Annotated in this window: 23 protein-coding genes; 17 read left to right on the top strand and 6 right to left on the bottom strand. The window is 64.7% G+C overall.

Annotation, left to right across the window (positions count from 1 at the left end):
- The first annotated feature begins 367 nt into the window (after positions 1-367).
- The 7 genes from LB543_RS15525 to LB543_RS15495 all read left to right on the top strand — a co-directional run bounded on the left by LB543_RS15525 (position 368) and on the right by LB543_RS15495 (position 8729).
- Positions 368-1354: an ABC transporter substrate-binding protein gene (locus tag LB543_RS15525; protein WP_140809564.1), complete on the top strand. Its 987-nt coding sequence runs from the start codon at positions 368-370 to the stop codon at positions 1352-1354.
- 148 nt (positions 1355-1502) lie between these two features.
- Positions 1503-3206: an ABC transporter permease gene (locus LB543_RS15520; RefSeq protein WP_224614652.1), complete on the top strand. Its 1704-nt coding sequence runs from the start codon at positions 1503-1505 to the stop codon at positions 3204-3206.
- Positions 3194-4273, top strand: coding sequence for an ABC transporter ATP-binding protein (locus LB543_RS15515; RefSeq protein ID WP_224614651.1), 1080 nt, complete (start codon positions 3194-3196; stop codon positions 4271-4273). The genes LB543_RS15520 and LB543_RS15515 overlap by 13 nt, the downstream gene beginning before the upstream one ends.
- Positions 4273-5436: an MBL fold metallo-hydrolase gene (locus LB543_RS15510; RefSeq protein ID WP_224614658.1), complete on the top strand. Its 1164-nt coding sequence runs from the start codon at positions 4273-4275 to the stop codon at positions 5434-5436. The genes LB543_RS15515 and LB543_RS15510 overlap by 1 nt, the downstream gene beginning before the upstream one ends.
- Entirely contained in the window at positions 5436-6179 is a 744-nt protein-coding gene (surE, locus tag LB543_RS15505; protein ID WP_224614650.1) for a 5'/3'-nucleotidase SurE, read from the top strand. The genes LB543_RS15510 and surE overlap by 1 nt, the downstream gene beginning before the upstream one ends.
- A 93-nt stretch (positions 6180-6272) precedes the next feature.
- Positions 6273-7439 (top strand): DUF930 domain-containing protein, encoded by a 1167-nt coding sequence (locus tag LB543_RS15500; protein WP_224614657.1) that lies wholly within the window; start codon positions 6273-6275, stop codon positions 7437-7439.
- 132 nt (positions 7440-7571) lie between these two features.
- Positions 7572-8729: a DUF930 domain-containing protein gene (locus LB543_RS15495; RefSeq protein WP_224614649.1), complete on the top strand. Its 1158-nt coding sequence runs from the start codon at positions 7572-7574 to the stop codon at positions 8727-8729.
- Here LB543_RS15495 and LB543_RS15490 read toward each other — a convergent pair whose 3' ends face one another.
- Both LB543_RS15490 and LB543_RS15485 read right to left on the bottom strand, forming a co-directional pair.
- On the bottom strand, positions 8730-9404 hold the full coding sequence (locus LB543_RS15490; RefSeq protein WP_140754433.1) for an HAD family hydrolase: 675 nt from the start codon (positions 9402-9404) through the stop codon (positions 8730-8732).
- A gap of 107 nt (positions 9405-9511) precedes the next feature.
- The gene (locus LB543_RS15485) at positions 9512-10153 is read right to left on the bottom strand and encodes a hypothetical protein (RefSeq protein ID WP_224614648.1); all 642 of its coding nucleotides are present in this window, start codon (positions 10151-10153) and stop codon (positions 9512-9514) included.
- 191 nt (positions 10154-10344) lie between these two features.
- On the opposite strand from LB543_RS15485, the gene LB543_RS15480 reads away from it, so the two are divergent.
- The 5 genes from LB543_RS15480 to ptsP all read left to right on the top strand — a co-directional run bounded on the left by LB543_RS15480 (position 10345) and on the right by ptsP (position 15122).
- Positions 10345-10782 carry a transcriptional regulator GutM gene (locus LB543_RS15480; RefSeq protein WP_224614647.1) on the top strand — a complete coding sequence of 146 codons (438 nt, stop codon included), beginning with the start codon at positions 10345-10347 and terminating at the stop codon, positions 10780-10782.
- 116 nt (positions 10783-10898) lie between these two features.
- Positions 10899-11666: a PTS glucitol/sorbitol transporter subunit IIC gene (locus tag LB543_RS15475; protein ID WP_140754429.1), complete on the top strand. Its 768-nt coding sequence runs from the start codon at positions 10899-10901 to the stop codon at positions 11664-11666.
- Between the two features lie 16 nt (positions 11667-11682).
- Positions 11683-12687: a PTS glucitol/sorbitol transporter subunit IIB gene (locus LB543_RS15470; RefSeq protein WP_140809553.1), complete on the top strand. Its 1005-nt coding sequence runs from the start codon at positions 11683-11685 to the stop codon at positions 12685-12687.
- Between the two features lie 26 nt (positions 12688-12713).
- Positions 12714-13094 carry a PTS glucitol/sorbitol transporter subunit IIA gene (locus LB543_RS15465; protein ID WP_140754425.1) on the top strand — a complete coding sequence of 127 codons (381 nt, stop codon included), beginning with the start codon at positions 12714-12716 and terminating at the stop codon, positions 13092-13094.
- 57 nt (positions 13095-13151) lie between these two features.
- Positions 13152-15122, top strand: coding sequence for a phosphoenolpyruvate--protein phosphotransferase (ptsP, locus tag LB543_RS15460; protein ID WP_224614646.1), 1971 nt, complete (start codon positions 13152-13154; stop codon positions 15120-15122).
- 25 nt (positions 15123-15147) lie between these two features.
- Here the strand turns inward: ptsP and LB543_RS15455 are convergent, their stop codons facing one another.
- On the bottom strand, positions 15148-15948 hold the full coding sequence (locus LB543_RS15455) for a hypothetical protein (RefSeq protein WP_140754421.1): 801 nt from the start codon (positions 15946-15948) through the stop codon (positions 15148-15150).
- A 148-nt stretch (positions 15949-16096) separates the two neighbouring features.
- Here LB543_RS15455 and LB543_RS15450 point away from each other — a divergent pair, with 148 nt between their 5' ends.
- Positions 16097-17137, top strand: a complete 1041-nt coding sequence (locus LB543_RS15450) for a sugar-binding transcriptional regulator (protein WP_224614645.1) — start codon at positions 16097-16099, stop codon at positions 17135-17137.
- Here LB543_RS15450 and LB543_RS15445 read toward each other — a convergent pair.
- The 3 genes from LB543_RS15445 to LB543_RS15435 are packed head-to-tail and all read right to left on the bottom strand — an operon-like array spanning position 17124 to position 20302.
- Positions 17124-17975, bottom strand: coding sequence for a TIGR01459 family HAD-type hydrolase (locus LB543_RS15445; protein WP_140754419.1), 852 nt, complete (start codon positions 17973-17975; stop codon positions 17124-17126). The two genes, LB543_RS15450 and LB543_RS15445, sit on opposite strands and share 14 nt — an antisense overlap.
- Complete coding sequence (locus tag LB543_RS15440) at positions 17972-19246, bottom strand: FGGY-family carbohydrate kinase (protein WP_140754417.1); 1275 nt, start codon at positions 19244-19246, stop codon at positions 17972-17974. Before LB543_RS15440 ends, LB543_RS15445 begins: the two co-directional genes overlap by 4 nt.
- A 15-nt stretch (positions 19247-19261) precedes the next feature.
- The gene (locus LB543_RS15435; protein WP_140754415.1) at positions 19262-20302 is read right to left on the bottom strand and encodes a class II aldolase/adducin family protein; all 1041 of its coding nucleotides are present in this window, start codon (positions 20300-20302) and stop codon (positions 19262-19264) included.
- Between the two features lie 180 nt (positions 20303-20482).
- On the opposite strand from LB543_RS15435, the gene LB543_RS15430 reads away from it, so the two are divergent.
- Genes LB543_RS15430 through LB543_RS15415 form a run of 4 tightly spaced genes read left to right on the top strand, consistent with a single transcriptional unit; the run spans position 20483 to position 25177 of the window.
- Complete coding sequence (locus LB543_RS15430; RefSeq protein WP_140754413.1) at positions 20483-21265, top strand: DeoR/GlpR family DNA-binding transcription regulator; 783 nt, start codon at positions 20483-20485, stop codon at positions 21263-21265.
- The gene (locus tag LB543_RS15425) at positions 21262-22641 is read left to right on the top strand and encodes an FGGY-family carbohydrate kinase (protein ID WP_224614644.1); all 1380 of its coding nucleotides are present in this window, start codon (positions 21262-21264) and stop codon (positions 22639-22641) included. The genes LB543_RS15430 and LB543_RS15425 overlap by 4 nt, the downstream gene beginning before the upstream one ends.
- Positions 22638-24182 (top strand): sugar ABC transporter ATP-binding protein, encoded by a 1545-nt coding sequence (locus LB543_RS15420; protein ID WP_140754409.1) that lies wholly within the window; start codon positions 22638-22640, stop codon positions 24180-24182. The genes LB543_RS15425 and LB543_RS15420 overlap by 4 nt, the downstream gene beginning before the upstream one ends.
- Positions 24179-25177: an ABC transporter permease subunit gene (locus LB543_RS15415; RefSeq protein WP_140754407.1), complete on the top strand. Its 999-nt coding sequence runs from the start codon at positions 24179-24181 to the stop codon at positions 25175-25177. Before LB543_RS15420 ends, LB543_RS15415 begins: the two co-directional genes overlap by 4 nt.
- Positions 25178-25237: the final 60 nt, after the last annotated feature.

The following is a 25237-nucleotide window of genomic DNA, read 5'->3' as shown; positions in this document are numbered from 1 at the left end:
TCGACGGAGCCCTGGGGGCCGAACTGCTGGTCGCCTTCAAGAAGCTGATCGAGAACCCGATGGGCATGCTGGTGTAGCAGCGACATCGGGCCACTTTACCTCCTGCCCGCCCACCCGGATTCATCCCGGCTGAGCCTTACGCAAGGCTACCGCGAAAGAGGATCGTGGAACAATGGTTCCACGATCTCCCGTTCGCGGCTATATGGCGTCGCTGCGCTTCTCGCGAGAGGAGGCGGCCCTGATTTCATCTTGATCCCAGCGTAGGCGCGCTGTGTCATCCACCAGTCATATGCGCCGTGCAGGGAGGAAGAGACGGGGTGCTGGCCAGGGCCAGACCGGTCATGCACAGACAAGACAGGAGGTCTCCATGAAGACGCTATTCATCAAGCTGCTGGCCAGCCAGTTGGCGCTCGCGGCTACTTTGTTTGCCGGCGTGGCAAATGCCGAAACACTGACACTCTACACATCCCAGCCGGAAGCCGACGCGGCCAAGACCGTGGACGCCTTCAAGAAGGCGCAACCCGGCATCGACGTCACCATCTATCGCTCCGGAACCAGCGACATCCTGACCAAAATGGCGGCCGAGTTCGCCGCCGGCAGCCCGCAGCCCGACGTGCTGCTGATCGCCGACGCGGTCTCGATGGAACTGCTGAAGAAGGACGACCGGCTGATGGCCTATCCCGAGGCCAAGCTCGACGGCATCGATGCGGATGCCTATGACGCAGACAAGACCTATTTCGGCAGCAAGCTGATCACCACCGGCATCGTCTACAACACCGCCGCCGCCGAAAAGCCGCAGCATTGGGCCGATCTCGCCAAGCCCGCCTATGCCGATGGCCTGGTCATGCCGAGCCCGCTCTATTCGGGTGCGGCTGCCTACCTGCTTTCCGGGTTCGCCGGCGATACCAACTATGGCTGGGATTTCTTCCAGAAGCTGAAGACCAACAACACCGTCAGCGTACGCGGCAATGGCGCGGTGCTGAAGTCGGTGGCTTCGGGCGAGAAGCCTTACGGCATCCTCGTTGACTTCATGGCGATGAACGCCAAGAAGAAGGGCTCGCCGGTCGAGTTCGTTTTCCCCAGCGAAGGCGTGCCTGCCGTGACCGAGCCGGTCGCCATCATGAAGACGGCCAAGAACGTCGATGGCGCCAAGAAGTTCGTCGACTTCATTCTGTCCGATGAAGGCCAGAAGCTGGCGCTGTCGATGGGCTACCTGCCGGCACGCGCCTCGGTCGGTCGTCCCGACTGGCTGCCCGAAGGCGTCAAAGTCAAGGTGATGCCGTTCGATACGAAGGCGATCGTCGCCAGGACCGAGGCCGACAAGGCGAAGTTCCAGGAACTGTTCGGCGGCTGAGCCGTCGATCGCGGCGGGGTGCCGTCCAGACGGCATCTCCGCCCGCTTCGCCAGAGCAATTCCAGGAAAAGTGCGAAGCGGTTTTCCGTCCGGAATTGCGCCAAAATGAACCCGCATCCGGTCGCATCGATCCCCAGGACACGTAACCATGCCGACACGCATCAGGGAGAGCCGGGGCCAGGAAATGGTCCTGACTGCGGCGGTGGCCGTCGTCATCGTCCTGCTTTCACTGCTGCCCATGCTGCGCCTCGTCAAGGAGATCGTGGCGCCCGGCGGCGTCTTGTCGACCGTGGCCGTGGAGGCCGGGCTGAGAAGCCCGGCAACCTGGATCGCGACCTGGCACACGCTGGTCGTCGGCATCGGCGGCACTCTTCTGGCGGTGCTGTCGGGAACGCTGGTGGCCGTGCTCGTCTCGTTGACCGACATACGTGGCCGAAGCGCCCTGGTGCTCTGCTACGTCATGCCGCTGATGATCGCGCCGCAGGTGACGGCGCTGGCCTGGCTGCAACTGTTCGGCCCGGCGAGCCCGTTGCTAAGACTGTTCGGGGCGGCGCCGCCGCTCGGCACGAAGAATCCGCTCTACTCGACCTCGGGCATCATCCTGCTGCTTGGCGTACAATACGGTCCGCTGGTTTTCCTGCTGGTGCGGGCCGGCCTGCGCAAGCTGCCGCGCGAACTGGTCGAGGCGGCGCGGGCCGGCGGTGCGAACTGGTTCACCGTACTGGTCACCATCGTGTTGCCCTTGATGACGCCGTCCATCATGGCGGCGGCCGCACTTGCCTTCGTCTCCTGCGTCGGCAATTTCGGCATTCCCGCCTTTCTCGGCATCCCCGCCAACTACCTGGTGCTGCCGACGCTGATCTATCAGAAGCTGGCCGGCGGCGGTCCGGCGGTGCTCGGCGAGACCGCGTTCCTTTCGGTGCTGATCGGCATCATCGCCATGGCCGGCATCCTCGCGCAGGAGGTGATGAGCCGCCGCCGGGACTACCGCATCTCCTCGACATCGCTGCCGGCCGAACCTTATGAACTCGGCCGCTGGCGGCCGGCCGTCCAGGCCGGCATGTGGCTGCTGATCGCATTGGTGCTGGTCCTGCCGTTGTTCGGACTGGTGCTGACCTCGCTGGTGCCGGGCTATGGCATCGCGCTCACCGCCAAGACGGCGACGCTCGACAATTACCGTTTCGTGCTGTTCGAGCATGATGCCGCCAACCGCGCCTTCTTCAACAGCTTCTGGCTGTCGATCGCGGCAGCGTTCTTCGCCGTCATCGTTGCCGTGCCGATCGGCTATCTCATCGCCTGGGGCAAGCAGCGCTGGGTGCGCCTGCTCAACCTGTCGGTCGAACTGCCCTACGCCTTGCCCGGCGTGGTGCTGGCGATCGCTTCGCTGCTGCTCTTCCTGCGGCCGATCCCGCTGACCGGCATCCAGCTCTACAACACCGTCTGGATCATCCTCTACGCCTATCTCGCCCGCTTCCTGGTGCTGGCGCTGCGGCCGACGATCAGCGGCTATCACCAGATCGACCGGGCACTCGAAGAGGCCGCACAGGTGGCGGGCGCCGGCCTGTTCACGCGCATGCGCACCATCGTTTTTCCGCTGGTCGCTCCGGCGGCGATTGCAGGCGGCCTGCTGATCTTCATGACGGCGCTCAGCGAACTCACGGTCTCGGCATTGCTGTGGTCGTCGGGCTCTGAGACCATCGGCGTGGTGATGTTCTCCTTCGAGCAGGGCGGCGATTCCAACTACGCGGCGGCGATGTCCGTCATCACGGTCGCCGTCACCTTCTTGCTGATGCTGGTGACCAACCTGCTTGCCCCTCATCTTCCGAGCGGAGTTCTGCCATGGCGCGACTGACCCTGGACCATGTGACCAAGAGCTTCGCCGATTTCGACGCCGTGAAGGATGTCTCGATCGACGTCGGCGACGGCGAGTTTCTGGCGGTGCTCGGGCCTTCCGGCTGCGGCAAGACGACGTTGCTGCGGCTGGTGGCGGGATTCGAGAAGGTGACCTCGGGCGAAATCCGCATCGGCAACGATGTCGTTTCGAACAGCGGCGGCAGCGTCGCGCCGGAAAAGCGGCGCGTCGGCATCGTCTTCCAGAATTACGCGCTATGGCCGCACATGAGCGTCGCCGAGAATATCGGCTATTCGCTGAAGGTGGCCAGACTCGACAAGGCGGTTGCGCGTCAAAAAGTGGAAGACGCGCTTGCCCTGGTCAACCTGCAGGGCCTGGGTGAGCGCCGGCCGGCCAATCTTTCCGGCGGCCAGCGCCAGCGCGTGGCTTTGGCTCGTTGCCTGGTGGCGGCACCCTCGCTCGTGCTGTTCGACGAGCCGCTCGCCAATCTCGACGTCCATCTCAGGGCCTCGATGGAGGACGAGTTCGCCGCCTTCCACAAGCGCACGGGCACGACCATCGTCTACATTACCCATGACCAGGCGGAGGCGATGGCGCTGGCCGATCGCATCGCGGTGATGGATCGTGGACGCCTGGTGCAACTGGCGACACCGCGTGAACTCTATCATGAGCCGGCAAATGAAATGGTCGCTTCATTCATTTCGCAAGGTATCCTGCTTCCGGCGGACGTGCTGGCCGGCGAGGAAAGCGGCCGTTGCAAGGTCCGGGTTCTCGGAACCGAGCTGGCGGTCCGTTGCCGGCCTGGCGAGCGGCCGCGCGCCGGCGCCAGGATCTGCTGCCGCTCCGCCGATATCGAGCTTTCGACCGATGCCTCGGGCTTCGACGGTCTGGTCAAGCGGGCGGTCTACCAGGGCGGCGCGGCGCGCATCGAATTCACGCCCATGGCCGGTCCCGATCTCACCTTGCATTTCGAGCAGCCCGACCCGGTCGTGCTGGAGAACGGGGCGCAGGCGCGGCTGCGTATAAAATCCGGCTGGCTGATCCCGGCGGCGGGAGCAATCGCGTGATGATGCTGGATCTGCTCGGGGGCTTCGGTGAAAAGGGCCGCACCAGCCTCGCCGTGAGCAGCGGCGAGGATCGCATCCTGCTCGATGTCGGCATCAAGGTCGGCGCCGCGGGGCCGGAATATTATCCGGCACTGGAGGGGCCGGTTGACGATATCGACGCCGTCTTTGTCTCGCACGCTCATGAGGATCATGTCGGCGCGCTGAGTTGGCTGCTGTCGCGCGGCTATGGCGGTCCGATCTTCATGACCGCGGAGACCCGCGGCGAGACGCCGGCCACGCTTGCCGCCTATGCCGAGCCGGCGGATTTCAGGCAATTTCCCTTGCCCGAAGATCGGATCGAGCTGTTCGAACCAGGCGACACCCTGACAAGCGGCAATCTGACGGTCAGGACCGGGCGGTCCGGCCATGTCGTCGGCGGCGTCTGGTTCGCCGTCGATGACGGGACAAGCCGCGTCGCCTACTCGGCCGATGTGGTGCCGGACAGCAATGTGTTCGTCATGGACACGATCCCGCACTGCGATCTCCTGGTCTTCGATGCCTCCTACGGCGCCGATCCCGTGTCGGGAGCGGCGCGCGCGCGTGAAATTTCTCAATGGGTGGCGCGACATCCCCAGGGATGTCTCTTGCCGACGCCGCTGTCAGGACGGTCGCTGGAACTGGTCGCGGCCTTGCCCGGGCCGTTCGCCATCCACGCCGGCATGCGTTCGTCGCTGGAAGCGCAGATCGGCGCGACTGTGTCCCTGTTGCCCGGCATTTCCGAGTTCTTGCTTGCCCGCCTGCGGGGCGCGGCGGACTGGACTGATGCCGATCCGCTGCCATCGCTGCCGTTGCTGGCCGATGACGGCATGGGCGAGGCTGGCCCGTCGTCGCGCCTGCTGCCTCGCGCCGACCATGCCGGGTTTCCGGTGCTGCTCACCGGGCATCTGCCGGCAGGCTCCCCAGGCGATCTCATGCACAGGGCCGGCCGGGCGGACTGGATACGCATGCCCACCCATCCGACACTGTCGGGCAATATCGGCATCTGGGAGAAGGCCGGACGCCCCCCGGCGCTGGGCCATTCCTGCACCCCCGATCTTCTTGGCGACCTGAAAAACCATATCCCGTCGTTGCTCACGCAATGGCGTACGGGCCAACGCATCACGGTGCGGCAAGGGAGCAGATAATGAGAATCCTGATCTGCAACGATGATGGCATCGAAGCGCCGGGACTTGCCCGGCTCGTCAACGCAGCCCGCGGGTTGAGCGACGATGTCTGGGTGGTCGCGCCGGACGGCAAGCGCACCGCCGCCGGGTCGTCACTGACCATCGCCAGGCCGCTGACGATGCGGTGCGTCAAGCCGAACTGGTATTCGTGCTCGGGCACGCCGGCCGATTGCGTGGTGAGTGCCATGACGTGGCTATTCGCAGATGAACCGAAACCCGACCTCGTATTGTCGGGCGTCAACGACGGCCGCAACGTTGCCGAGGATATCGCCTATTCCGGCACGCTCGGCATCGCCCGCGAAGCGACTTTCTGGGGCGTACCGGCGATCGGCTTTTCGCGCGTGAAAAATCCTGATTTCAGCGATGCCGATGACGAATGGCTGGGCAAGTTGATCGCCTTGCTATGGCAATCGTGTGCCGACTGGACAAGAGAGGGGCATTGGTTGAGCGTCAACCTGCCGACCACGCTGCCGGCCGAAATCCGCCAACCGCGTATCGGCCGTGACAAGATCGGCCGCAAGGCCGAAACCATGGAAAGCGACGGCGATCGCACGGTTATCACCGTGCCGCGCGGCCGCGCTCATGCAAGCGAGCCGGGCGACGAGAATGAGGCGATCGATGCAGGCTTCGTCACCATCAACCGTCTGAACTGGTTTGGGGAAACGCGGTTCGATGAACAGTTTCTAGATGGGATCCTGGGCTGATCTTCCTGCGATCACCAAGCTGTCAGCGGCGAGTTTGCGCCAGTGGAGTGCTTCTGCTTGAAGCTGCCGCTATTTCATTCCACATCGAAAGGGATGAAGGGCGAGACAGGAGAACAGCGCCGGAATCTGTTGTGGGGCATCCCCGCATCGCTGATCCTGCATGTGTTCATCGTGGCGGCCCTCGTCTACGGCTTGGCCAAGCCTCCGCAACGGCAGCAAGAGGAGCAGCCGGTCAATGTCGCGATCGTGCCTCCGCCCGATCAGCCGAAGCCGAAACCTGTTCCTCCGCCGCCAAAGGTAGCCAAAGCCGAAGACCCGCCGGAGCCCAAGGTCGAAAAGCCGCCCGAGCAGCCGCCCAAACCGGAGAACACTCCGGTCCTGAAGCGTGTTTTCCAGTATGGCGAGAAGGATACCGGGCCGGAGAAATCTCTCGACGGAGGCAGCGCTCAACCCAATGCGCCGTCGCCGGCCAAAGATGAGGCCGCGAAGCCGCCGGTCGCACCGAAGCCCGCACCGATCCAGTCCGCCCCGGCTGCAAATCCCGAGCAACAGCCAGATTCCGCCAAGGCTCAGGAGAAGCCGGTAACCGCCTCGCCGGACGCCAAGCCGCCGCAAAACGAGGAGAAGCAGCCGACCGAGGATACTGACAAACAGCAGCCAGACCAACAGGAGGTGGCGCCGCAAACCGACGAGAAGCAGGCCGCCGTGGCGCCAAAGCCATTGGCAGCCGAGGACCGCGACAAGTCAGCACCGCCGCCCTCAGCCGAAAAGGCAAAGCCCAAACCTGCAAAGACGATGAGTTTCAAATCCGCGCGAGCCTTCAAGGCCCAAAGCGGCAAAGGAGGGAAGTCAAGTCCCGCGAACAACGCCGCTGCAGGATCGCCGATCTATTCCGGCCTTCCGGGTGTTCGAAAACTCTACTCGCAGGGCGCTACCGGCGATGCGCTGGCCGCAAGCTCCATGGAGAACGTGCCGCGCGGTCAGCGCGTCGCCAACCTTTGCGGCAATGTTTTGAGCCAGGAATTGCAGAGTGCTGACTATGCGATCAAATGGGTGCCAAATAACCCGCTGGACGCAGGCAATGTCCTCAATCCTCCGAAGGCCGCCTTCAGCACCAGAACCCAATGGTATAATCTGAACTTCCGGTGCGAGGTCGACGACAATGCGACGAGGGTGCTGTCCTTCAACTTTCGTGTCGGGTCATTGATACCGCCCGGCGAATGGGCGGGCCGTAAATTAACTCGGTGGCCACTGAATTAGGCCGGCAGGCGGGCACGATTGTCCTCTCCGGCGGGGTATAATGATCCAAGTCGACAAGCTGTCAGCGGCTAAATTGCGCCAATCCAATGCCGATGCTTGAAGCCGCCGCTATTTCATTCCACATCGGTCAGGATGAAGGGCGAGACAGGAGAGCGGCGTCGGAATTTGCTGTGGGGTATTCCCGCATCGCTGATCCTGCATGCGCTTGTCGCTGCGCTCCTGATCTACGGCCTGCCCACACCTCGCCAACAGCCGCAGGAGGAGGAGCCGGTCAATGTCGCGCTCGTGCCTCCATCCGATCAGCCAAAACCGAAACCTGTTCCCCCGCCGCCGCCAAAGGAAGCCGAAAAGCCGCCCGAGCAGAAGGTTGAAAAGCCGCCTCGGCCGGAAATGCAGCCGCAGAAGCCTCCGGCAGTCGAGGTGCTGAAGCCCGTTTTTCAGTTCGGCGACAAGGATGCGGGTCCCCGGAAGTCGCTGGATGGGGCCAGCGCTCAAGACAGTTCTCCGTCGCCGACCAAGAATGAGGATTCGAAGCCGACTGTCGTGAAGAAGCCTGCCGAGACCAAAACCGACGCGCTTCCAAGGACCGAGAAGTCGGCGGATTCAGCGGAGGTCGGCGACAAGCCGGTGACCGACGCGAAGGACACCGAACCCGCGCAGGAGAAGCAGGCAGCTCTGACCCAGGACGCAGATAGGCAGCAGGCCGCCAAACAGCAGGCGGGAGTGCAGGACGCCGCCAAGCAGATAGGCGCGGCACCAACGCCGTGGGCCACCGACGGGGACGGTGAGGTCGAGCTTCCAATGTCGGGTGCGAAGCCGGAACCTAAACCGACACATACACCGAAGCCCAGCTCTTCAAAGGTTGCGAAGTCCCGAAGTGGGGGCGCCGGAAGCCCAAGTTCCACTGATGTAGCCAGCGCCGCATCGCGCAGGTATTCAGGCCTTCCGGGCGTTCGCAGGCTTTACTCGCAGGGCGCTACGGGTGACGCGCTGGCCACGACCTCGATGGATGGTTTGCCGCGCAGTCAGCGGGCAGCCAAACTTTGTGCCAGCGTATTGCAGCAGCAATTGCTGGATGCCTCTTACTTTCCCGACCTGATCCCAAGTGTTCCACTTAGAGCGGGCAATGTTGTTGAGGGCTCGGATGTAGCCTTCCGCACCACAACCACTTGGTATCATTTGGGCTTCCGGTGCGAGGTCGACACCAATGCGACGAGGGTCCTGTCCTTTAATTTCCGTGTGGGCCCGGTGATCCCGCGCGACCAATGGGCCCGCCTTAGGCTTTACTAGCTAAGCCGGTACGCCGAGCCCCGACAATTGCCGGCTAACTTCATGCCAGTCGGCGCAGATGAAATCGGCGCCGGCCGCCGTCAACCGTGCGGCATGTTCGGCATAGGTATGTCCGCCGCCGGTATAGCCGATCGCCGTCATGCCGGCGGCAACCGCGCCCTGGATGCCGAAAGGCGAATCCTCGATGACGATGCAGTCCCCCGGGTTGGCGCCCATCTTCGCAGCAGCGAACAGGAAAATGTCAGGCGCCGGCTTGCCGTTCTTGACCATCGAGGAGCTGTAGATGGCTTCGCCAAAGAAGCGTGCCAGGCCGGTCACCGCCAGGCTGTGGTGGATGCGCTCGACGGAGGATGACGAGGCAACGCAGCGATCGCCTGCAAGCGTTTCCAGAAACGAGCCTATTCCAGGCGTTGGCTTCAACTCTTCGGTAAAAAGTACCTTGGTTTCCGCCCAGATATCGCTGTCGGCCGCCGCGGGAAACTGATGGCCGGTCAACTCCTTGATCCTGACGATGATGTCGGCCTGTTTCATACCGACGCACTGGGCGATGATGCCGCCGTGAACGCCCGGCATGCCATGCTTATCGTAGACACGTTCATAGGCCTTGGCAGCCAACGGCTCGCTGTCGACGAGAACGCCGTCGCAATCGAAAATGATCAGTCTCGACGGCGCCACTCGTTTCTCCCGGCCTCTGTCAGCATTCGCACATCGCTATCGACAAAAAGTCAAATGTTCAATAGCGGGCACTCTCGGCCTCGTGATAGGGGCTAATAGAGTCCAATTCAAAGCTGACGCAAGGCATCGCTGGCGCGGGAGGATCCCAGCGCTCGTTGCATGGCCTGCCGCGACTGTGCGCGGTCGGGCGTGATCCAGTTCGGTTCCGCGCCGAGGAAGCGATCGAGGAAAGCCACGGCATAGGCCGGCATCTCGGTGACGTTCTCGCGATAGGACCACCAGGTGCGCAGGTCGTCGGCGCACTTGTCGATGCTGGGCGCCGAGCCGAACTCCTGCTCGTAGATGGCCGAAATCACCGAGACGCAGTAATTGGTGTAGAGAAAGCCTTCCGGCCAGAAGCGGATGATGTCAAGCGTGCCGGCGTTCTGATCCGTTTGGATGAGCTGCGTAAGGCCGGAGATCTCCCTGGCCGGTGCCTGTTTTATCAGTTCGCGCAGCACGAGGCCGGCGGCAAAGACGATGAAATCGGCGCGGTCGATCGCGGCAAAGCGCTTCTGCGCTTCCATGACCTCGACCCAGTCGAGAAAAGCCCGGGTCAACTTCGCCTCGTCGATTTCGAAGCGTACGCCGAATGTCTCCGAGACCACCTTGGCGCTGCCGCGGAAGGTGGCGCGGAACCAGCGCAGCTGCCGCAACCGGTGTCGCAGGTCGGGCATGAGGGCCAGTTCATCCCTGAAGGGCAGTTCCATTTCCTGTATCCCGTTTCCCCAAGGCTAGCACAGTCGTGCCTCCGCCGAAATCGCGCGGCGGCCCTGTGGATGACCGTGGTTGAGGTCAATATCATACATATTGACATTCTTGGAAACAAATGTTCTCACTTTGCTGTTGTCGCGCGCCGGTCCAAGGTGCGCTTCAATTGAGGCTTCGGGAGGAGAACCGAATGGCGATTTGGCAGTGGGGACTGCTTCTGCTGGTTATTGTGTGGGCGCTGCAGTCGCTCGGCGTCTGGCTGCAGATGCGGCACTATTCGTATGTCTTCCGGGGCGTCACCGACCAATACAAGGATGGCTTCGTCGGCGCCGGCAATTTTCGCGGCCGATTTGCCAAGGGAACCATCGCGCTGGTCGTGGTGACGCCTGACCTGATCGTGCGCCGCATGATGGTGATGAGCGGCCGTTCCGTGTTCACCAAATTCAAGCGACATGAAGAATTCGAGGGTGTTCCCCTCGATCGACTCCGGTCCAACCCTGCGATTATGGGGGAGGGGGAACCCGGTGTGGCCGAGGCCGTGAAGCGGGCGATCGAACAGATCGACAAAGCGCGGTCGGAGCCGGGGAAGAAGCCGGGCCTGGCCGGCTTGAACGTAGCAAGGGCCTAGAGTCGGATGATTTCAGGTCAAATCGACCTGAAATCTGAATCCGCCTCTGGATCAAAGGGATAGAGGAGGCCGTGCGCCGACTGGGATCACCCGGCGGGCCGGCATAAGGAGGAGAAATGTCTGTATTTTCGTTGTTGGCTCAGCATGCCGACATGGCCGCGCACAATTTGCATGTCGCGGGTGCCATGGTTTCGGATGCCGCATTGCATGGCAAGCTCGCCGTCGAGCATGCTTCCGATCATCTCGTGATCCTGGCACAGGCGCAGACCGACAGCGCGCCGGTGACCGCCGATCAGTTGAAGGAACAGCTGAAGAACGTGCAGCAGGAAGAGCAGCTTGGCTGGCTCACTGCCATCGGCAAGTACTTCATCGGCATATTCCAGAAGGGCGGCGAGGTTTTCGCCGGCTTCGTCACCGGCATCATCCCGACACTTGTCGTGCTGATGACAGCCTTCTACGCCGTCACTGAACTGGTCGGCGAAGAGCGTGTCCACGGTCTGGCGCGTGGTGCTGGCCGCATCGCGCTGACCCGCTATACAGTGCTGCCGGTGCTGGCGGTGTTCTTCCTCACCAATCCGATGGCCTACACCTTCGGCTCGTTCCTGGAGGAGAAGCACAAGCCCGCCTTCTACGACGCGGCCGTGTCCTACGTGCATCCGCCGCTCGGCCTCTTCCCACACATCAACCCTGGCGAATATTTCGTCTGGGGAGGCATGCTCGTGGCCTTGCTCGATCTCGAGAAGCGGGGCGTTGTCGTCGCCGGCTACCACGTCAAGGTGGCGATCTGGTACGCGATCGTTGGTCTCGTCGTCATCCTGCTCAAGGGCATGCTGACCGAGCGCATCACCGCCATCATGGCACGCCGCCAAGGCGTCAAGCTGTAAGGGCGGGGAGGACATCATGGCCAAGACATACAAAGCCGTAAAGATCTCCCGGGGCTCCACCGGCTGGGGCGGCCCGCTCGTCATCGAGCCGACCACGCAGCGCGACAAGGTCGTCTCCGTCACCGGAGGCGGTATCCATCCCGTAGCCCAGCTCATCGCCGACATGACCGGCGCCACAGCCGTAGACGGCTTCAAGGCGCCGCCGGTGGAAGGCGAGATGGCGGTCGTCGTCGTCGATTGCGGCGGCACCGCACGATGCGGCGTCTATCCGCGCAAGCGTATCCCGACCGTCAACCTGACGCCGGTCGGCCAGGCTGGGCCGCTCGCCCAGTTCATCACCGAGGATATCTACGTTTCGGGCGTGAAACCGGCCAATGTCACAATGGCGGACGGTTCCGAGGCGGTCACAACTGCGGGGGGAGCAGCATCGATGGGTTCAAACACCAGCACTCCAGCCGCTGCGCCAAAGCCGCTGCCGAGCGAAGGCGGGCTGATCGGCCTGATCAGCTCGATCGGCCGCGTCATGGGCCGTGTGGTCGGTATCTTCTTCAATGCCGGCCGCCGCACGATCGACCAAGTGGTGCGCAACGTGCTGCCGTTCATGGCCTTCGTGACCATGCTCATCGGCCTGATCCTGTACACCGGCATCGGCGACGTGCTGGCGCAGCCGATGGGACCGCTGGCCAACAACATCGTCGGCCTGCTGGTCATCTCGGCCATCTGCGGCCTGCCGTTCCTGTCGCCTATCCTGGGACCAGGGGCGGTCATCGCGCAGGTCATCGGCGTCGCCATCATCGGCCCGCAGATCGCCAACGGCACGATTTCGCCGGCAATGGCACTGCCGGCGCTGTTTGCCTACAACACCCAGGTCGGCTGCGACTTCGTCCCGGTCGGCCTGGCGTTGGGCGAAGCCAAGCCGAAAACCATCGAAATCGGCGTGCCGGCGGTGCTCATCAGCCGCCAGATCATGGGTCCGGTCTCGGTGCTGATCGCCTGGATCGTCTCCCTGATCGTGTTCTAAGCACCAGAAACAACGAGGTTCGCCATATGTCTGTTCTTCTCAAGACACGGGTCACGGCAATAGGACCCGAAGTGGCGGACCTCGCCGAAGGGGGGGTGGTCATCCTGTTCGCGGATGGCTCGCCGCCGGAGCTTGCCGAGGTCTCCGTGCTCCACCAGACGGAGATCGGACCCAGCGACGGCGCGCCTGAAAAGGGCGCTTCGATCACCCTTGGCCCGGTTTCGGCCGTCATAACCGCCGTCGGCTCCAGCGCCTGGAGCAAGGTCCTCGAGATGGGCCACGTCGTCATCTCGTTCAACGGCGCCAGCGAGGCCGAAAGGCCGGGCGAGATCTGCGCATCGCAGGTCGATACGCAAGCCCTCGTGGCCGCCCTGAAGACAGACGCGATCATCACCATCGCCGCCTGAAAGCATTCGCGCCCCGGCCAGTCTGGCTTTGGCGCCCAAAAAAGCAGAGTATTTGCCATGGAACGCTCGACCATCGTCAGAGTGCATGAAGGTTTGCACGCCCGTCCCGCCACGCGCTTCGTCAAGCTCGCAAAGGCTTTCGAATCCGACGTCGAACTGGTCAAGGACGGCAAGGCGGTCAGCGCCAAGAGCTCGGTCAAGCTGATGCTGCTGGCGGTCAAGGAAAACCAGGAAGTCACCGTGCGGGCGAACGGCGCCGACGCCATCGAGGCGATCGAGGCGCTGATCGGTTATCTCGAGAACCCCAAGGCGGGTCTCGACGACGAAGACACCCCGGCGAATGACGCAGGCAAGGAGGCGGCTCCCGCGCCTCAATCCGCGCCGGTCGTGTCAGGCCAGGCAAACGGCTTGCGCGGTGTCGCCGCGAGCGAGGGCGTCGCCATCGGGCCGGCCTTCGCGCATTTCCCGCCTGACATCGCTGGGCAGGGCCGAATGCTGCTGGCAGAAGAAATCTCTGGCGAAATCGACCGGTTCCGCGCCGCCGTCGCGGCTGTCCAGGCGCGCATGGATCGGGCGCTGGCGCAGGATAGTCTGTCGGCCGGTGACCGGGGCATCGTCGCGGCACTCAGGGATATCGCCGCCGACGACAGCCTGACCGGCGAGGCCGAGAAGGCGATCAAGGGCGGCAATGACGCGGTCTCGGCCACGATCACCGCCGCTTCCACCATCGCCGCCGATTTCAGCGCCGTCGACGATCATTACCTCAATGCGCGGGCGGACGATGTCCATGCGGTCGGACGGCAGATCTGCCTGGTGCTGCTGGGCCAAGACGACGTCAGCCTCGAAAGTATTCCGCAGGGTGCGATCCTGATCGCCGACGACATCGGCGCCTGGGACCTGGCGCGTGCGCCGCTGAAACGCATCGGCGGCGTGGTGTGCGGCCATGGCGGCGCCACCTCGCACATCGCCATCATCGCCCGCTCGCATGGCATTCCGGCGGTGCTGGGCCTTGGCGACCAGGTCAATGCCTTGCGCGCGGCGCGCGAGGTGGCGCTCGATGGCAATAGCGGACAGGTGATCATCGACCCCGATGCGGCGACACGCGCCGATTTCGCCGGCCGTGTCGAAGCGGCGGCGAGGGAGCGCGCCGGCCTGGTCGCCTTCAAGACGGTGACGCCGAAGTTGGCGGACGGCAGGGTCATCGAGGTCGCGGCCAATATAGGCTCGCTGGAGGAAATCGAGGCAGCGCAGGAAGCCGGCGCAATGGGTGTCGGCCTGTTCCGCACCGAGCTCCTGTTCATGCGCCACATGCACTTGCCGTCGGAAGACATGCAGGCCGAGACCTATGCGGCGCTGGCCAAGGCGTTCGCGCCCTATCCGGTCATCGTGCGCACGCTCGACATCGGCGGCGACAAGCCGATTGCCGGCATCGAGTTTCCCGACGAGGAAAATCCGTTCCTCGGCTGGCGCGGCATACGCATGTGCCTCGACCGGACCGATATCTTCAAGCGCCAACTCAGGGCGCTGCTGAGGGCGGCCATATACGGCAACATCAAGGTGATGCTGCCGATGGTCTCCGATCTTGGCGAGGTGCGGCGGACGCGCGTTCTTGTCGATGAATGCGCCGCCGAACTCAAGGCCGAAGGCGTGCCGCACGCGACATTCGATCTCGGCGTGATGATCGAGACCCCGGCCGCGGTGCTGATCGCACCGGCGCTGGCCAAGGAGGTGGCTTTCTTCTCGATCGGTACCAACGATTTGACCCAGTACATCATGGCCGCCGACAGGCTCAACCCGACCGTTGCGAAGCTCAACGACGTCACCAACCCGGCCGTCATGTCGGCGATCGAACTGACGGCCAGGGCCGGCGTTGCAGCCGGCATCATGGTGGGCATGTGCGGCGAAGCGGCGGGTCGGCCGGATCTCATCCCCGCCTTCCTGGAGATGGGTTTGACCGAGCTGTCGATGAGCCCGGCCTCGATCCAGCGCGCCAAGAAGACGATCACGGCGATGGCAGCCGGGGAGTAGTTCCTTTGGCCGCTGCTGCTGGAGCTTACGGCAAATGCGCAAGCAAGGTGGCGAAGACAGGTGTCAGTTCATCGACCGGGCTCGCCCTGGCGCAGGCCTGGACGATGCGGTCGCGGCGGATATCGGCGGCCAGGATCGCGATCTCCAGCATGTCCGGCTCCGGCGCGCCGTCGCGGCCGGTTGTCGCCAGCCCGCAGGCCAGGACCACCGGCGCCAGGCAGCTTACGTCGAGCGCCCTGTCACCTATTGCCGTCGCTTCCGGGGTGGTGTCATCAAAACGGATCGGGCGCTGGCCGAGACACTCGACCAGCAACGCCGAACATGTCGCCGCGATCGCCTGCAGTCCGGCATCGGGGGCGGCCAGGGCGGCCAACAGATCGCCATGGCGCTTGCGCATGGTGGCGTGGACGGCCGCGAACCCGGCTTCATGGATGCGGGCATGGTCGATCTTCAGACCGGCAAGCACCGCCCTCGTCAGATAGTACATGTCGCGCCGAAACAGGCGCTCGGCGCTCAATTGCTGGTCTTCGTCCCCGGCCGGAAAATAGGTGCCGAGGCCTTTTACGGTCGTTCCGTCCACCCTTATCGGGCGTTCATGCGGGACGAAGGATTCGGCGATCGAAAGCGCTTCGTCGACGGCACTCGCGGCATGGCTCAGCAGGCCTTCGATGCCTTTGCCCGGAAACGGCGGCAAATGGCTGGTCGCTTCGTGCAGCAGGCTGGCCTCGCTGGCGCCGTCATGGCGGCTCTGGCGGATGATGTCGCGGACTTCCCGCAGCCGGTCCTTGAGATTGACGCGGACATCTTCGGAGATCTGTCGGAGCATCGCGGTTTGCCTCGAATGTGCCGTGCGGTCGCCTGCAATGGGCGGCCACCGACTCTACATTGTTCCTATCGATTGGTAGATCAATAGGCGATACTAGACCAGCACGCAGAATCGGCGACGGCACGGCCGGCCGCGGGGGAGGGATGATTTGGCCAGGGGACGACAAACCGACGAAAGGCGGGCCGACGAAAGGCGAGCCGACGAAAGGCGGGCAGGAGCCGAAGCGACCGAGCAGGTCGTCAGCGAGAGCCGGACGGACCGCCTCAGGATCCGCGCCGCCTGGATGTATTTCGTCGAGCAGATGACGCAGAACGAGATCGCCGATGTGCTCGGCGTCGGCCGCGTCACCATCGTGCGCATGCTGGCGGAGGCGCGGTCACGCAACGAGGTCAAGATCACCATCGAGAGCGAGCTTTTGGAGATCGTGCGGCTGGAGCGCGCGCTCGAAAAGACCTTCGGCCTGCAGCAGGCGCTGGTGGCGCCGCTGACCGCGGCCAATGCCGATCCGATCCCGGCAATCGCCGCCAAGACCGGCATGTTCCTGTCCGATGCGATGAAGTCCGGCATGCAGGTCGGCGTCGGCTGGGGCAATACGCTGTTCAACACCTTGCCGTTCATCAGCGCCAAATCGCTGACCGATTTCAAGGTAATTTCACTGCTTGGCGGCGTCGGCATCGCGCGCCGGGTCAACCCGGCCGAGTTCGCCTGGCGCTTCGCCCAGATTTTCCAGGGCGACGGCTATCTGATGCCGACGCCGGCCGTCGTCGACAGCGTCGAGACCAAGATCGCGCTCGTCGAACGCTGCGGCCTGCAGGAGGTTTTTGAAATGGCCGACGCGCTCGATGCCGTTCTGCTGAGCGTCGGCGGCATCGCTTCGGCCACCACCTTCTCGCGCGGTGGCTTCCTCAGGGAAGCGGACCGGGAGGCGCTGCTGGCGCGCGGCGCCGTCGGTGACCTCCTGTTCCATTTCTACGACCGCAATGGCGATCTGGTCGACCATCCCGTCAACAAACATGTGATGTCGGTGGATGTCGACCGGCTGCGCAAGGCGCCGATCCGCATTCTGACCTCCGGCGGCGCGGAGAAGACCGAGGCCTTGCTGGGAGCGATGAACCTAATAGCGCCGACAATCCTGATCACCGACGAGGAAAGCGCAAGGCGCATGCTGGCGGCGGTCAGCGAAAGCTGAACGAACTCGTGGTGTAATCCGGCCAGGCCTTGTGTTCGTCGAAAACGGCGGCGAGGTCAGGCGCGCCGGCCAGTATCCCACCCAGCACCAGCGCCGTTGCGATACCGGCACCATTGCCGCCTGCGATATCGTGTTCGACGCTGTCGCCGACGCAAACCACGCTGCCGCGCTCCGGTTCGCCGGCCAGTGCGAGCGCTGCCTCGAAGATCGCCGGATAGGGCTTGCCGATGCGGGTGACGCCGCCGCCCAGATCTTCGTAGAGATCGGCGATCTCGCCGGCGCCGAAGCGGGGTCCGACGGCGGTCAGCATGATCTTGTCGGGATTGGTGCAGAAGCACGGCACTTGCCGCGCTGCCGCCGGGGTCAGCAGCTGGCGATAATGGTCGAGGTCGTGGCGGTCCCCCTCGCTGGCCGAGATCAGCACCAGCTCGGCGTCTTCGCCAGCCTCCGTCAGTGCGAAGGGCAAGCCCTCGATCGCGCTGCGGTCGCCGTCGCGGCTGATCAGCAGGCATTTCGTGCCGGACCGCAATACTTTTGTCGCCGCCATCTCGTGGAACCGTTGCCACGCCACCTCGCCGGAAGACACAAAATGGTCCCAACTGCCCGGCTCGAAGCCAAGCTTCAGCAGGCGATCCTCGTTAGGCCTGGCACGCTTGCCGGAATTGGAGATCAACACCACGGTCTTGCCGGCTTGCTTCAGCGTCGACAATGCCTCCACCGCACCGGGATAGGGAGCCCGGCCGTCATGCAGCACGCCGAACTGGTCGAGCAGGAAAACCTGGTAGCGTTCCGCCAGCGGCTCGATGCCGTCGAGACGTTCGACCTTTTTCGTGTTCATAGAAGCCCTGCCCCGCTTGCACCCTTCAGCGCCAGCCGTGCCGTACCGGCGGCGGCCTCGTCCGACAGGGCCGGCAGGAAAGCGACGCCGAGCTTGCGCTGCCGGATAGCGCTCCATACCGGGTTGGCGGCGCCGCCACCGACGCTGCGAATGGAGGTCAGGGCCGGCGTGCCAAGTTCGGCCAGCCTGCTGTAGCCAAGCGCCTCGATCGCAGCCATGCCCTCGAACATCGCCTTGAGGTAATCGGCATCGTCAGTAGGCCGTGGGGTGAGACGCGGCGGCAAGGCCGGATCGGCGATGGGAAACCGTTCGCCAGCCGCACCAAGCGGATAGTAGTCGAGGCCGGTCTCGGTCGTGGGGTCGATCATGGCGCTGAGTTCGACGATCCGAGCGAGCGGAAAATACTGGGCCAGCACCTTGCCGCCGGAATTCGAGGCGCCGCCCGCCAGCCACACATCGCCAAGCCGATGGCTGTAGATGCCGAAGCGCGGCGCCGAGATCGGCCGGTCGGACAGGATCTTGATGGTCAGCGAGGAACCCAGCGCCGTGACACCGTCGCCGGCCGCGGCGGCGCCCGTCGCCAGGAACGAGGCACAGCCGTCCGTGGTGCCGGCAACTACGACCACATCGCGCGGCAGGCCGAAAAGCTCCGCGGCGGCCGCGGTGAGCGTGCCGGTGACATCGCCCGGTTCGACGACATCAGGCAGCAGGTCCATGCGCATGCCGGTGGCCGCGATCCAGTCCGGCCAGCGGCGCGCCTCGACGTCATAGCCGGTCTTGAGCGCATTGTTCTCGTCGCTGATGCCGAAGCGTCCGGACAGCTTGCCGGCGATCCAGTCGGCCTGATGCAGCACGGCCGCTATGCCGGGCAGATGCTGGAACCGCAGGGCCTTGGCCAGACCTGAAGTCGCCCCGTGGGCGGCGCTCGCTGCCGGCGCCTCACGGGCGACCATGGCCAGAATGTCGCCGTCATCGACCTTGTCGTTGTACATCAGCGGCTCGGCCAGAGGCCGCCCATCGATGTCGACCGGCAGCAGCGTGCCCGACGTGCCGTCGACGGCGACGGTGCGGACCGTGGCGCGGTCGATGCCCGAAAGCAGTTCCGCAAGCACCGCCTGGACCGCTTGCCACCATGTCCGGGGATCGCGGAGATTCTGACCAAATCTGTCGAGTGGCACAGCTGATTGGCCGGCAATGGAAAAATCCGGACGCATGGCGACGGCGCGGGTGCCGGAGGTGCCGATGTCGATGCCGACGACAAGTGGCGTCATGTCGCCCGTCTCCTGTCAGGCCATGCTGGCGGCGTTGAGCTTCTGGCGATACTGCTCGGCGTCCCAGTTGACCAGTTCGTCGTTCTCGGCGGGGGTGAGATAGTTCAGCCGCGCCTTGCCATCGACGCGCGCAGTCACGTCGGCAAGACAACGCTGCATGGCGTCGGCACCGGCGCTGGCGTCGCCGCGCATCAGCACGCCGGCGCCGGCAAACAGGATCGCTACGGGTGCCATGCCGAGCCGCGCGATGACGCCGGCCACGTCCTCGCCCGCCTTCGCCACGACCGAACCCTGGCCGAGGAAGATGACATGATCCGGATAGAGGCTGCCGGCCTTGGCCATATCCAGGCTTTCCGCATCGAGCGCGACCGCATGCGCTTCGACATCCGCCGGCAATCGGTAGTCGCCGGCCAGCGCCGTCAAGGCGGTGACATCGGGTGCGGCGGTCGCGCGCGCCGGCCGCGCCAGCAGCGACCGGATACGGTGCAGCAAGGCCTCCGCCTCGGCGACGGTTTCGGCGGCGACCACCAGCCCGTGATTGCCAAGGATCAGCACGTCAACCCCGGGCCGCAATTTTTCGGCAATGCCGCGGGCCAGCGGCAGGCCCGGCCGGAAATAAGGCACCCATGCCCATTCGATGCCGCCCAGCCGCCTGGCGACCTCGGCCTCGCCATCGGCTTGCACGGCAAGCGAAATCGTGTCGACGCAGTGGACATGCAGAACCACGCGTTGCGGCATCAAGGCATGCACCGTGGTCTCGATCGACGGGCGCAGGCCACGCGGATTGAGGTGTTCGATGGCGAAGGCCCGTGGTTTGTCGGCGGCCGGATCGCGCTGTTCGACGGCCTCGAGCAGCGGTGCCATTGCCACCGGCACCATGATGTCGTCGCTGAGCGCATCCTTTAGCCAGGTGCCCGAGGCCTTGATCCACAGCGTGTCGCCGGCCTTGAGCGAAGTGTTGCCGCCCGCCGCCTGCGTCATATGCGGGTTCAGCCCGATGCTGGCCGAAAGTGCGCGCAAGGCGGCAAGTTCCTGTGCATCAGCTTGGGTTGCCACGGCGCCTTCCTCCAACGTTTGCACGAAATCCCGTCGCCGGGGCCGCTGTCGCAGTTGATATCGCAGATATGAGCGATCTGCGTCAATAGTGATCTACTATCATCAAACCAGCTTGCAATCCGACTAATGTTGAGTAAGTTACACCAATCGCCTCGGAAAATGGCGTCAGGGAGGAAAGGGTTGAGCGACCTCGGCCGCCAGCGTCAGATCGTCGAATTGTTGCGGGACCGCCCGTTCGCCTCCGTTCGCGAGTTGCAGGAGCGGCTCGGCGTTTCGGCGGCGACGGTGCGGCGCGATATCGACCGGATCGACGAGGCCGGCGAAGCCCGCAAGGTCTATGGCGGCATTTCGGCGCTCGACGGCGCTTCGCATGCGGGCGTCGCCTATGCCCGCCCTTATGACGAGAACCGTGACCTCGCCGTCGAGGCCAAGCGTCAGATCGCGGCTCTCGCCGCGACCATGGTGCGCGATGGCGATGCCGTCATCGTCCATGGCGGTTCGACCTGCTTTCATCTCGGCGTCAAGCTCGCCGACCGCAACATCCGGCTCTACACCAATTCGATGCCACTCGCGGCCTATCTCAGCGATCATGGCCATTGCAGTCTGACGGTCGCCGGCGGCGACCTGCACCGCGAACCCGGCATTATCCATTCGCTGACCCAGGCAACGCCCTTCTATGCCTCGAAATTCTTTCTCGGCACGCAAGGCCTCAATCAGGAAGGGCTGTTGGAATCGCATCCGCTGCTGGTGCGCTCCATCGTCGACCTCAGCCTCTGCGCCGACCAGATCGTCGTGCTGGCCGACAGCCGCAAGCTGTCGATCCACGCGCGCAACGTCGCGCTGCCGCTGTCGCGCATCGGCACGCTGGTCACCGATGACGGGCTCTCCGATGCCGATGCGCGCATGCTGGAGGATGCCGGCGTCATGGTGCGGATCGCTTCAACCTCGGGAGCCCTCGCGTGAACGTGGCGGTGCTCGACTTCGGCAAGACCAATTCGAAGCTGTTCGTCTTCGGTCAGGACGGACGCATCCTCGATGAGCGTCGCACGCAGCCGAAATGGATGCGACAAGACGGGTTCAGCGTGCTTGACGGCGCCGCCCTCCATGACTGGGCGTTCGATGCCGTCACCGAAGCGGTCGAAAGCCACGGTGTGGAAGGGGTGATGGTGTCGGGCCATGGGTGCACTTTCGCCCTTGTCGACGACAAGGCGCTGACCCATCCGATCCTCGACTACGAGCAGGAGCCACCGGTCGAAATCGCGGCGCGGATCGACCGTCGCATTCCGGATTTCGCCGAGACGTTCTCACCCCGTCTGCCGCTCGGCTTCAACTATGGCCGTCACATGCTGTGGCTGCAGGAGGTCGATCCCGACGCGTTCGCGGCGGCGAAATGGATCGTCGGCTATCCCCAATACTGGAGCTGGCGCCTCGGCGGCAGGCCAGTCTCGGAGGTCTCCTATCTCGGCTGCCATTCGCATTTGTGGGCACCGCGCGAACGTGATTTCTCCTCGCTGGTCGACGCCGAGGGCTGGCGCGGCCAGATGCCGGTTTTCGAACGTGCCGGCGCCGTCGTCGGCGAGCAGCACTTCGGCCGTTCCGGGCGATCGATCGCCATCCACAATGGCGTCCACGACTCCAATGCGGCGCTGTACGCCTATCGCCGGCAAGGGCTTGGACCGCTGACCGTCGTCTCGACCGGCACCTGGGTCGTCGTGCTCAATCCCGACTGTCGGCTCGAAGCGCTCGACCGCGACCGCGACATGCTGGTCAATGTCGATGTCGACGGCGGCCCCGTACCGACCATCCGCTTCATGGGCGGGCGCGAATTCGCCGTCATCAGCGGCGGCTGGCAAGGCGCGATCCCGCATGGCTCGATACAGCAGGTGATCGATGCCGCCATCATGGCGCTGCCGAGCTTCGCGCCGGGCGGGCCGATGCCGGATCGCCCTGGACGGCTGGTCGGGCGCACGCCCGATGCCGGTGAACGCGCGGCGGTGGCGCTGCTCTACGTGGCGCTGATGATCGATCTCTGCCTCGACCTCATCCATTCCAACAACGTGGTGATCGTCGACGGCGGGCTGAACACTGGCGGCTTGCTCGCCGGGATGCTGGCGCAGTTGCGCCCCGGTCAGGCCTTCCTGCAAGGCGCCTCGCTGGAAGGCAGCGCCACGGGCGCCGCAGCACTCGCCTTCGAGAGCGTGGGGCGCGACTTCGCCGCCGAGCCGCCGGAGCCGGTGCAGGCGACACAATTCGGCGGCCTTACCGGCTATCGCGACACCTGGCGCGATCGCGTTGCCGGGCTGGATAGCGTCGCCAAGACGGCCGGTGGTGCCCGATGAGCGTGGCAGTCCAGACACAGGCGACGCGCCGGCCGTTGCTGGAGATGCGCCACATCTCCAAGACCTTCGGCGCGATACGAGCCCTGCAGGGCGTCTCGCTCAGCGTCCACGCAGGCGAACTGCACGCGCTGATGGGCGAGAACGGCGCCGGCAAGTCGACGCTGATGAAGGTGCTGTCCGGCGCCTATCGGCCGGATCCCGGCGGCGAGATCCTGATCGATGGGGTGCCCGCCGCGATCGGCGATCCGATCAAGGCGCGCGCCGCCGGCATCGCGGTGATCTATCAGGAGCTGTCGCTGGCGCCGAACCTGACGGTGGCGCAGAACATCTTTCTCGGCAACGAGCCGCGGCGGTTCGGCGTCGTCGACCGCGACCAGTGCAACCGGCGCGCCGCCGAGATCGTCGGCCGGCTCGGGGTCTCCTTCTCGGCGCGGGCCCTGGTCTCCGGCCTATCGCTCGGCGAGCGCCAGCTGGTCGAGATCGCCCGGGCGCTATCGACCAATGCGCGCATCATCGTCATGGACGAGCCGACCACATCGCTGACTTCGCGCGAGACCGACCGGCTGTTCGAGGTGATCGCGACGCTGAAAGCGCAAGGCATCGCCATCATCTACATCAGCCACCGCATGGAAGAGGTCTACCAACTCGCCGACCGCGTCAGCGTGCTGCGCGACAGCGGCTATGTCGGCACGCTGGAGCGGGCCGACCTCAACGCTTCTCGCCTGGTCTCGATGATGGTCGGCCGCGATCTCTCCGCCTTCTACAAGAAGGATCATCGCCCGCCGGATGAGAAACGCGCCGTCGCGCTCTCGGTGCGCGGCATGTCCGACGGGCGCCTGCTCAAGAACTGCTCGTTCGACCTCCATCACGGTGAGGTGCTGGCGTTGGCCGGCCTCGTCGGCTCGGGCCGCACCGAGCTTGCCAGGCTGATCTTCGGCGCCGACAAGCGCAGCACCGGCATCATGGAACTCGACGGCAAGCCGGTGACCATCGGCTCGCCCCGCGAGGCGCTCGACGCCGGCATCGCTTATCTGACCGAGGACCGCAAGGAACTCGGCCTGTTCCTCGACATGTCGATTTCGGACAACATCAGCATGGGCGTCCTGGCCAGGGACGCGCGAGCCGGCGGATTTCGCGATTTCATCGCCGCCGACAGGAGAGCGGCAAAGGCCATTGCCGACCTGTCCATCCGCACAGGCTCGGCACAGGCCAATGCCGGCTCGCTGTCGGGCGGCAACCAGCAGAAGGTGCTGCTCGCGCGGCTGCTGGAGACCGAACCGAAGGTCGTCATCCTCGACGAGCCGACCCGCGGCGTCGATGTCGGGGCCAAGTCGGAAATCTACCGGCTGATCGACAATCTCGCCAACAAGGGCATCGCCATCCTGATGATCTCCAGCGAATTGCCCGAGGTGATCGGCGTCGCCGACCGCGTGCTGGTGATGCGGGACGGAGCGGTCGCTGGCGAGGTTACGGCGTCCGAAGGCGAGCCGCTTCGCCAGGAAGCGATCATGGAACTCGCGACGGGAGCGTCTCAGCGATGACAGACAGGACGACCGGGACGAAGAGCGTGGATCAGGCGGCGGTCAGGAGCCGGCGGCTGCGCACCGCGCTTGCGGCGCTTGGCATGCTGCCGGTGCTGGTGCTGCTGGCCGCCGGCTTCCAGTTCATCAATCCGCGCTTTCTCACCGGCACCAACCTGCTCATCGTCACGCAGCAATCCTCGATCAACATCGTGCTTGCCGCCGGCATGACCTTCGTCATCCTGACCGGCGGCATCGACCTGTCGGTCGGCTCCATCCTTGCCGCCTCGGCGATGGTGGCGGTGCTGGTGTCGCTGGTGCCGGATTGGGGCCTGCTCGGCGTGCCGGCGGCCATCCTGGTCGGTCTCGGTTTCGGGCTCATCAACGGGCTGCTGGTCGCCTATATCAGGCTGCCGCCGTTCATCGTGACGTTGGGTTCGTTGACCGCCGTGCGCGGCGTTGCCCGCCTGCTCGGGCAGGACACGACGGTGTTCAACTCCGACCTGCCGTTCGACTTCATCGGCAACGGTTCGGTGCTCGGCATCCCCTGGCTGGTCGTCATCGCGCTGTCGGTGGTGGTGCTGTCCTGGCTGGTGTTGAAACGCACCGTGCTCGGCACCTGGATCTACGCCGTCGGCGGCAATGCCGAGGCAGCCAGACTGACCGGCATCAAGGTGCCGCTGGTGCTGCTCTTCGTCTATGGCGTTTCCGGCTTGCTCGCCGGCCTGGGCGGCGCCATGTCGGCGGCCCGGCTATACGCCGCCAACGGCTTGCAACTCGGACAGAGCTACGAGCTCGACGCCATCGCCGCCGTCATCCTCGGCGGCACCAGCTTCGTCGGCGGCGTCGGCTCGATCTGGGGCACGCTGATCGGCGGCCTGATCATCGCGGTGCTCTCCAACGGGCTCATCTTGGCCGGCGTCTCGGACATCTGGCAGTACATCATCAAGGGATTGGTCATCATCGTGGCGGTCGCCCTCGACCGCTACCGGCTCCAGGCAGGAGCAAGAACGTGAATGACCTGGTCGCCGGCATCAAAGACCGGCTTGTGTAACGCACCGTGAGAGGCGCGGGGC

It is taken from the genome of Mesorhizobium sp. ESP7-2 (assembly GCF_020164715.1).
Taxonomy (GTDB): domain Bacteria; phylum Pseudomonadota; class Alphaproteobacteria; order Rhizobiales; family Rhizobiaceae; genus Mesorhizobium.
The sequence above is the reverse complement of the archived record's forward strand: the minus strand, read 5'-3'. Positions and strand labels throughout refer to the sequence as shown.